The sequence below is a fragment of the Hominilimicola sp. genome (assembly GCF_046972485.1).
Lineage (GTDB): Bacteria > Bacillota > Clostridia > UBA1381 > UBA1381 > Hominilimicola > Hominilimicola fabiformis.
The window spans coordinates 1-9210 of record NZ_JBKVWU010000085.1; the positions used below are offsets into that span (position 1 = coordinate 1).

At 41.9% G+C, this 9210-nt stretch carries 6 protein-coding genes and 1 pseudogene; all 7 read right to left on the reverse strand.

Annotation, left to right across the window (positions count from 1 at the left end; genetic code table 11):
- Positions 1-48 precede the first annotated feature (48 nt).
- A pseudogene (locus ACLTU0_RS08680) lies at positions 49-990 on the reverse strand (type IV secretory system conjugative DNA transfer family protein); the annotation flags it as partial.
- Positions 987-1454, reverse strand: a complete 468-nt coding sequence (locus ACLTU0_RS08685; RefSeq protein WP_147514132.1) for a PcfB family protein — start codon at positions 1452-1454, stop codon at positions 987-989. The gene ACLTU0_RS08685 and the pseudogene ACLTU0_RS08680, both read right to left, overlap by 4 nt.
- Positions 1455-1505: 51 nt before the next feature.
- On the reverse strand, positions 1506-1628 hold the full coding sequence (locus ACLTU0_RS08690; protein ID WP_308456992.1) for a hypothetical protein: 123 nt from the start codon (positions 1626-1628) through the stop codon (positions 1506-1508).
- A 27-nt stretch (positions 1629-1655) separates the two neighbouring features.
- Complete coding sequence (locus ACLTU0_RS08695) at positions 1656-1841, reverse strand: 4Fe-4S binding protein (protein ID WP_022230658.1); 186 nt, start codon at positions 1839-1841, stop codon at positions 1656-1658.
- Positions 1842-1921: 80 nt separating this feature from the next.
- Positions 1922-7147 carry an S-layer homology domain-containing protein gene (locus tag ACLTU0_RS08700; protein ID WP_022230657.1) on the reverse strand — a complete coding sequence of 1742 codons (5226 nt, stop codon included), beginning with the start codon at positions 7145-7147 and terminating at the stop codon, positions 1922-1924.
- A gap of 91 nt (positions 7148-7238) precedes the next feature.
- Positions 7239-8120 (reverse strand): DUF6017 domain-containing protein, encoded by an 882-nt coding sequence (locus tag ACLTU0_RS08705; RefSeq protein ID WP_022230656.1) that lies wholly within the window; start codon positions 8118-8120, stop codon positions 7239-7241.
- 445 nt (positions 8121-8565) lie between these two features.
- Complete coding sequence (locus ACLTU0_RS08710) at positions 8566-9150, reverse strand: biotin transporter BioY (RefSeq protein ID WP_412275991.1); 585 nt, start codon at positions 9148-9150, stop codon at positions 8566-8568.
- Between the last annotated feature and the right edge of the window lie 60 nt (positions 9151-9210).

Sequence of the window (9210 nt, forward strand, 5' to 3'; positions counted from 1 at the left end):
ACTAACCATGACAAAATCATGATTAAGAAGTCACTTAGAGCATATATCACCGGCTGCCATTTTGTATTTCTTATACTGCTTTACTGCGAAATGCTCCGGTTCCTTTTCTTCCAGACGGTCAAAGAGTAAATCAACGGGGCTTTTATAATTCTCGTCGTCCTCTTTTGCTTCCGACGCGTTTATCATATCCAAAAGAGTTATGATGTTCTTTTCCTCGTCGGGCGCTTCGTACCAAATATAGCCTATGAGGGCGCAATAATACAGGCGTTCAGCCTTAACCCAGAAATCCTCACTTGACTTTTCGCCCTCGCCTTTGGTATTCGCAATAAGGGTATTAACGAGCTTCAAAATATCCTTTTCGCTGCGTATGTACTCAAACGGATTATATTTCATACTCTTTTTGAAATTTATCGTATTAAATGTTTTTATGATATATCCGCCTTTTTGTAACAGCTTCCCGCACTCAATTAAAACCGTACCTTTCGGATCGGTTACAACATAGCTGCTGTGCATTTGCATTAAATTCGGTTTTATGAAAAACCTTGTCTTACCGCTGCCGCTGCCGCCGATTACAAGAACATTCTTATTTCTTGCGTACTTCGGCAGCTTCGGGCGGCTGTCCATTGTAAGCCGTTCCGTATTCGTGAGAAGAACATTATTATAGAAATTCTGTCCGTCAATATACGGGGCTATGTCTGACGCCGTACCCCAGCGCGCCGAACCGTATTCAATGCCGTTTCGGTATTTCTTAGCATTTTTACCCCTGACATAAACTGCGCACTTAATCAGAAGCGCGGCTATTACTCCGATTGATATATCGATTATGTGGAACGAAAAAAGCGGAGCTTTGTAAAACTCCGCAATTCCCTGAACCAACGCTATTATTTTATTACCCTCTGTTATCCTGTATATATAGCATATCTTATCAGCAATCCAAAAGAACAGAAGATACGGGATATTTAAAAGAATAAACCTTTTGTCTATCCTCATATATCGCGCTCCTGTTCTTTGCGGCGGGCGCGGTCTTTCGGATTGATAGTCTTTGCAAGCTCGCGCATTTGAGATAACATTTTACGGATTGACGGTTTTTCCCGTAACAGCTTTTGCGAATACTCCTGAAACGCCATATTTATGACATCAATATCCTTACCCTTGAAGAATACGAGGTACTTCGGCGGTTTCGTGGAATTATCCTTTTTCAAAGCATAGTCAAGTCCGTACTTTTTCGCCACCGGCTCAAAAGATTTTATATTTTTATTCGTTATCTCAATATTTGAAAGCGCCGCGCCTGACTCTACAAGCTGCTTAATCGTCTGTTTACCCTGATAGCCCTTGTTTTTATTTTTCTGCTGCTGTCTTAGGTATTCACGAATTGCCGCCTGCAATACGCGCCCCGTCATTTTGGAAGCGCTTATAACTAACGCAACTGTTTTTTTATTTATTTCTTCCTGTATAGACATCACTCCTTGCAACAAAAAAGCGGCTGTTTATTTTCAAACAACCGCTTATTGCTTAATATTCTCTGTATCTGATTTATGGATTATTTCTTCCGCCTTATCCAAACCGTTTATAATCCACTCGTCAAATTCAGTCTGTACCGTATTTGTCGGTTCTATGCGTTCCTCCACCGTTTACACCCCTTATGTATAATCCAATTATAATACCAATGCTTTTTTAGGACAGAAATTTGAACATTTACCGCACCCTATACACTTGTCATAATCTATTATCGGTGCTTCAAAATCTTTCTGACTTAACGCTCCAACAGGACAAACATTGACAGCGGGGCATTTATGATTTTGGGGACAGTTTTCTATAATTATTTTTAATTTTTTATCCATAATATTCTTTCCTTTCGATATAAAATATTATAAAGATTATATCATATCCGGTCAACAAACACAATACACAAATCAGACAATTATTTTACCCAAGTTTCGCCGCTCTTTCCGTCAACGGTATTATGCGTATTGCTTGCTTCAAGGATTTCATAAAACGCCCAATATGACTTGTCTTTGAGGTCTGTAAATTTATTTACGGCTGACATATTCTTATTGATGTATTCCGTATCGGCGGCGCGTCCTGTTACGCGGTTTACAATCGTTACAACCTCCGCGCGTGTGATGTTGCTGTCCGGCTTAAATGTGCTGTCGCTGTATCCGTTTATCCAGCCCATACCAACAGCGCTGTAAATATAACCTGACGCCCAATGTGATTTTGGTACATCATTAAAAATATTCTTCTTTGCCGCCACTGTCTTAGCGTCCAGCGCATAGAACCTCATACACATTGTTACAAATTCGGCTCTTGTAATATGTTCGTCCGGCTTAAATGTCTTATCGTCATAGCCGGATATTACCTTGTACTTTTCAAGATAGGCGATATAGTTATTAAACCAATCCTTGCTTGATACGTCCTTAAATGATGATTTACGGCTTGAAATATTTTCGCCCTTACGCTCTGCAATATTACGGGCGAATATGGCAGCTGCTTCTGCTCTTGTCATATTATTTTCAGGCTTAAAGGCTCCGTCCTCATATCCGACTACATAAGAATTATGCGTGTTTGTCGGCATAATAAGCTGACCGTTTGCGTCGGTTGCGCCGCTGACGGAATTATTCTTGTCTTTGAGCGTAACATCAATACCCGCCGTTGTCTTGCCCTTGTTATCCGTTACGGTAATTGTATAATAATTATCGTCAAGAGTTTTGCCGCTCGGAAGCGTCAAAGTGATTTTATCGTCCTTGACGGTCTTATTGACATTGACGGTCTTTCCGTCCTTATCGACAACCTTTACAGTGTATGACGGCTTGACATATCCGCTACTGCCGCCGCTTCCTCCTGAAGAAGAACCGCCGCCACCGCCTGTTGAAGTCTTGACGGGTACAGTGATTTTACCGTTTGCGTCGGTTGATTTTGTCGCTGTCTTATTATCCTTATCGGTAACAGTTACGGAAATATCCTTGACCGCTGTATTATCCTTGCCGCTGACGGTTACAGTGGTTTGATTATCTGTATTGAGCTTGTTTCCGTCGGGAAGAATAACGCTGATTTTACCGTCCTTAACCTCAACGGCGGCATTTTCGATTTTTGCCTTTGTGTCCTCGACAATGACATTGTATGTCTTTTCTCCCTCAACAACCTGTGCATAGCCGTTTTTGTCTGTACGGTCTGTACTTGTCGGGGGAACAATCGCAATGCCCTCACTGTTTGTAAGGTCTTTTGCTTCCGTTCCGTCCTTTGCAATTACGGTAACAGGTACGCCGTTTACAGCTTTTCCGTCCTTGTCTGTAATTCCGATAATAATTCTGTTATCGGGAGTGATACCCTTTTCATCAGGGAGCTTAACCGTAACGCTGCCGTTGTCTTTATCAACACTGACGATTGCGCCGTTTACAGCGCCGTCATTGTCATTTACAGATACCTTATACGAATAATCGGGAGTAACAACCTCGCTTCCATTATCGGGATTTACGGTAGGCTTCGGCTTTTCCGTTTCGCTCGGCTGCTCTGTCGCGTCCGGCTTTTCTGTTTCTGACGGTTTATCCGTTGCGCTCGGTTCGTCTGTTGCGTCCGGCTTCTCTGACGGTTCGGGAGTTTCAAGTCCGGGTTTTGTTGTCAGAGTAGGCTCCGGCGTCGGTTTATTCTCGATTATATTTTCATTCAGCGGAGGAACAGTGATTTTTCCGTCCTTGTCTGTTATCTCGGTTCTGTCGCCGCCTGCATTGTCATAGACATTTACGCTTACGCCCTCAACCGCTTTTCCGTCATTCGTCTTTACAATTACAGATGTACGGTTATGGTAATCAATCTTTTTACCGTCGGGGAGGCATACCATAACGCCGTTATCGTCAACGGTTACAAGCGCCATATATACCGGTTCCGTTTCATCTTCGACAAGTACGATATATCCGTTTACATTCGCCGTACCGTTTTTGTCCGTGTACGCCTGATTTTTATTCGGTAATGTAGCCTGACCGTTTGCGTTTGTAACGCCCTTTTCTATATAGTCGCTGTCGCCTATGACAATCACGTTTACATTTTCCTTTGCTTCGCCGTTCTGGTCTTTGACCGTAACAGTAACGCGGTTGTCGCTGTTCATAGCCGTACCGTCGGGAAGTTTTACGACAATATCGTGGTTATCGCCTATGTGAATTTCACAATCGGGAATGACGGTATCGTTTTTGTCTGTAACGGTAACAACATAAGTATATTTTGTTTCGCCGTTATCGCCGCCGATAGTGCCGTTTTCATTACCCGTTGAGCTCTGATTATTCGGAACAATAAGCTGACCGCCTGCGTCCGTCTGACCTGTTGCGGCGTTGCCGCTCTTGTCTGAAATATTGATATTCAAGCCCTCTGCCGCTGCCTTTGTATCTGTACGAACAACCGTAATTGTCGTTCTGTCCTCATAGTCAAGCAATCTGCCCTCCGGCAGCTTAATTGTGATGTTATCGTCCTTGTCAATGCTGATTTCTGAATTGAAAACAGGCTTGCTGTCCTTATCGGTAATCAGAATACTATAATCACCGACTTTTGAATATCCGTCCTCGTCCGAATTGTCCTTATCGGTAAGCTGGGGGATTTCCTCAATTTTTAAAACTGTACCGCAATCCGTACATTCAATATGCCTGCTGCCCTCATTCTCAATCGTAGCGGGAACGTCAATAATCCAATCTGACATCTTGTGTCCTTTTGCCGATACCTCGTCGGCTCTATATGTTTCGCCGCAGTTTTTACAGGTGTATGTTGTATAGCCCAATTCTGTACAGGTAGGCGCGGTTACTGTTGTTTCGTAATCGTGAGCGGTCTTTGCCTGCTCGTTTCCGATATATGAAATTCCGCAGTCCTTACAAGTAAAGGTTGTATATCCTATACCCGTACAAGTGGAAGTTGTGATTTTTTCCTCATAGTTATGGCCTTTCGCGTCCGTGTAATCCGCGACATACGATTTTCCGCAATCCTCGCAAGTAAAAGTTGTATATCCCATTTCCGTACAAGTCGGCGCGGTTACAGTGGGAATATATTTATGCTCTGTCGGCTCCTGCTCGTCGCCGATATATTCCTTGCCGCAATCGGGGCAAGTGTAAATTGTATAGCCCTGTGATGTGCAAGTAGGCTTAATCGTCTGCTTATTGTAATTATGAGGAAGAACCTCCGTATAATCAGATTTATAGCTGTCGCCGCAATCCTCGCAAGTATATGTTGTATATCCCATTTCCGTACAAGTCGGGGAAGTTACAACAGCATTATATTTATGCTCTGTTTTATCCGTATAATCTGAAATGTAGCTGTCGCCGCAATCCTCGCAAGTATATGTTGTATATCCCATTTCCGTACAGGTCGGGGGAGTTACAACTGAATTATACTTGTGTTCGGTCTTATCCGTATAATTACCGATATATGAATGGTCGCAATTCTCACAATTATATGTGGTAAATCCCATAGCTGTACAAGTCGGCTCCGTTACTGTTTCGGAATAGGTGTGTCCTGTCGGCAGTTCAAGAATAGCGCCGCAGCTTTCGCACTTTTGCGGTTCGGTACAGGTAGCAGCCTTTCCGGGTGTATGTCCTGTCGCTGAAATTGCCTGTATCATCTTTTCATCACAATGTTTACAGTGGTATTCCATAACGCCCTCGCTCTCGCAGGTCGAATTAGTTACAGTGTGTCCCTCGTCCCATTTATGACCGCGCGGCTCGGTGTAATCGCCGACATAGGTATCATCACAATTTCTGCACTTGTATGTGGTAAAGCCTTTTGTTTTACAAGTGGGCGCGGTTACTGTCGGTCTGTAATCGTGTTTTGCAAGTGGCGTTAAATCCGTAATGTACTTATATCCGCAGTCGATACAAATATGTTCTGTATATCCGTTCTTTGTACAAGTGGAGGCAACAATATTTGTTTCATAACGGTGTCCCGTCATTGAGGTACTTTCTGTATAATAGCTGCCGCACTTTGTACAGGAATGTAATTCTAAACCGCCTTGCTGACAACTCGGCTCACGAATTACAACAGTATTGTAATCGTGCCCGCTTGCGGGAGTATAATTCGTTTTCTGCAAGGCTCCGCACTCGGCACACTGGAAACGGTCAAAACCTAACTCTGTACAAGTGGGGCGCACTGTTTCCAAAAATCTGAAATCGTGAGTATGAATACTGTTTGTATTTGAGGGCGGATTATCGCTTAAAAGCCATACATAGCTTACGCCGTTTTCCGTCATACTCTCGCCGCCGTAGGTATATTCTATCTCATAATATACGGGATAATAGCCCTCGTCGGTATAATTCGGCGCGCTTGTCTTGTTACACTTTTTCGCTTCCGTTCCGTAACGAATACTTGTATTTACGCCATTCTCCGATAAGTCATTGACGGTTACGGTATGAGGTTTTCCGTCAACCTTGCCATAATAGCTTTGTACAACAGACTTTGCCGCCGCGTATTCGTTTTTCTTATATCCGCAGTCCTCACAATCCGCTGTAATGTGAAAACGCTGATTTCCCAATTCGCCGTTTACATTTTCGGTGAAGTTGTGGTTTTCCTGTTTGTCCTGCACCCGCTCTTTCGTGCCTTTGCAGAATTGACAATACTTGCCCTTTTTTGCTTTTACCGTATGCGTCCTGCTGTTGTACGGTATGTATTCCGTACTGTCAAAATCCAAGAAAAAGTTGCTGTCGCAGGGGTTAAGGGAATATACATCTTTACCGCACGAATACGCGTTAATTCCGTCAACGGAATTTACCGTACCGCAATTCTGACAAACTGATTTTGTCCAATGATACCCCGTATAGAACGCGTCAACGCCGGGTGTTCCGTCGTCAAGATTGCCTTTGCCTTTTCCGTCAATAAGCGTACCGTCCGAATAGTAGACGCCGCGATTATATGCGGTTTCGCCAGTTCGTGTGTATTCGGGTACGCGGTAGGAAATGTTGCTTGTCGGCATATCGCAGACGGGGCAGAACATTGTACCCGTAGTTACTGTTGCATTGATGTCAAACTCGCTTGTGCGCCCGTTTGCTTCAATCCATACGTCCGCCGGATCGACATATTCGTTACTCTGCGCCGCATAAGTGGTGATTGAGGGAATAACGCTCAAAGTCATTCCCGCCGCCATTACAGCGGCTAAAATTCTTTTTATTTTGTTTCTCATTTCTAAAAATCCTCCTTGTCAAGATTTAAAATTTTGTATTAAAAAACACGCTCGCATAGGCGGGGCGCGTGATTTTGGGTTGTATGTAATTTTAATTACCTCCGTACATATCGTGATTTACTTTCAAGGTGTAATAGCTGTCAATAGTGGAGGGGGCATTGAATAACGCCGCAAGTAAATATTTTCTTGTATCGTGTACGTCTGTTGTGTTATTCTTCATACAGTCTATGACATATTCGATATGCTCGCTGTTTAGTTTCAGAAGTTTGGATTTTACCGTTTCCGCATTTCGTTCCTCGCTTGCAACGGTTAAGTATTCTCTTGTTGTACATACCGTTTCAGTGATAATATCAACAATTTCATTCAGAATACCGATATTGCCGTTTAGCTTTTGACATAAAATATCATACTCAATATTTTGTTTTATAAGCTGTCTGTATGCTAAAATCTTATCCATTCCTATCCGTTCAGGCTGTTGTGGTTTTACAGGTTCGCCGTTTTCCTCCGGCTCCGTAGAATTGATTGGATAAGTATTTAATAAATCAGTATTTGATATTTCAGTATTTGATTTATTAGTATTTAATTGCGTGGACTTGCCCTGTTCAGGTTCAGCCTGTACAGGATTATCCAATGTTGGATTTTCCAATGTAGGCTCGGTCTGTTTTGGTTCGGGCGATATAGGCAATTCGTGTATGATATATTCATTTTCGCCAAGCTGCCCTTTTTCGTTTCTGACGCGGGAACGCTCAATATATCCAAACGCTTCAAGCTCATTGATTGCCGAGCGTATGGCGTCAATGCCCTCTTTATTTAAAGTTGCTAAGCCTTTAAGGGAATAATCCCAATCTTCAGGCAAGCTAAGCATAAACGATAAAAGCCCTTTTGACCGCAGGGACAAATCTTTATTTTTTAAATGATGATTAGACATCACTGTAAAATCTTTTGTTTTCTGAACTCTGAATACTGTTGCCATAGCTGATATGCTCCTTTCCTAAATATCGACATCAAAAAAAGACATTGAGTGTTCCCAATGCCTTATATATAAAATATTCTGTTTTACTTCGGCAAAATAAAAATTTTGTCGTTCTTTTGTTTTTTAATTGACCGCCTTATGTATTTATGATATACTATCTGAGAATGTAAAGGTCGGTCTTTGGTGCAAAAGGGAAATAAAAAATACCGTAAATATGCAATTCACGATATTTTTTAAACATAAAATTATTTTATTTTAAGGTTAATACTGTTTATTGACCGCTCAAAACCCTTGTGTTTATGCGATTTTTCCATAAGTCCAATAAGGACAGTCGCACCATTTGTATATACACCCATATCAATGAAATATTGATGTGGGTGTATTTTTTATTTTAAATATTATGAGTAATCAAAAAAACACTGTGACAAAGCACAGTGTTTTTTTATCATACAGTCTTAGGTTGGGGAACAGTTGACTGGTTTTGACGATTTAGAATCGGTATAATTCTTTTTGCGACAAGTGCTGCAAGGATTGCAAGGGCGATATTACCCGGAGCGACAAGCACGAAACACGACATAACTGTTTTACCGATGCTGACAGGTGCATTAATAACAAAGTTACATATAATATAGAAATAAATCGCACCCAAAACGTATACGAATGCCATACCGGCAAAGCTTGCACCGAGTATTCTCAAGAATGACGGATTTTGTTTCTTTTCGACAATAAGTCCTGTTACGAATGCTCCTATAATGAAGGCTACCAAAAAGCCGAAACTTGGTTTTAGCACATAGCTGAAACCTCCGCCTTGTGTAAACACAGGTATTCCGATAAGTCCCATAAGCACGTATACCGCAACGCTTATTGCACCCTTTTTAGAACCGAGCAAAAGACCTGCCAATGTTGTAAATGTTATTTGCAAAGTAAAAGGCACAAGCGGAACCGGAATTCTTATAAACGCTCCGATTGCCGAAAGTGCGGTGAACAATGCACACAAAATTAAATCTCTTGTTGTAAATTTCTTCTTCATTTGAAAATTTCCTTTCTAACTTAAAAATTGAGATAATTATATATTATAAAAGTTTAATTG

Excerpts from the sequence above, each read along its gene's own strand:
- ACLTU0_RS08700 (WP_022230657.1), bottom strand. The coding sequence starts at position 7,147 with ATGAGAAACAAAATAAAAAGAATTTTAGCCGCTGTAATGGCGGCGGGA.
- ACLTU0_RS08695 (WP_022230658.1), bottom strand. The coding sequence starts at position 1,841 with ATGGATAAAAAATTAAAAATAATTATAGAAAACTGTCCCCAAAATCAT.
- ACLTU0_RS08705 (WP_022230656.1), bottom strand. The coding sequence starts at position 8,120 with ATGGCAACAGTATTCAGAGTTCAGAAAACAAAAGATTTTACAGTGATG.
- ACLTU0_RS08710 (WP_412275991.1), bottom strand. The coding sequence starts at position 9,150 with ATGAAGAAGAAATTTACAACAAGAGATTTAATTTTGTGTGCATTGTTC.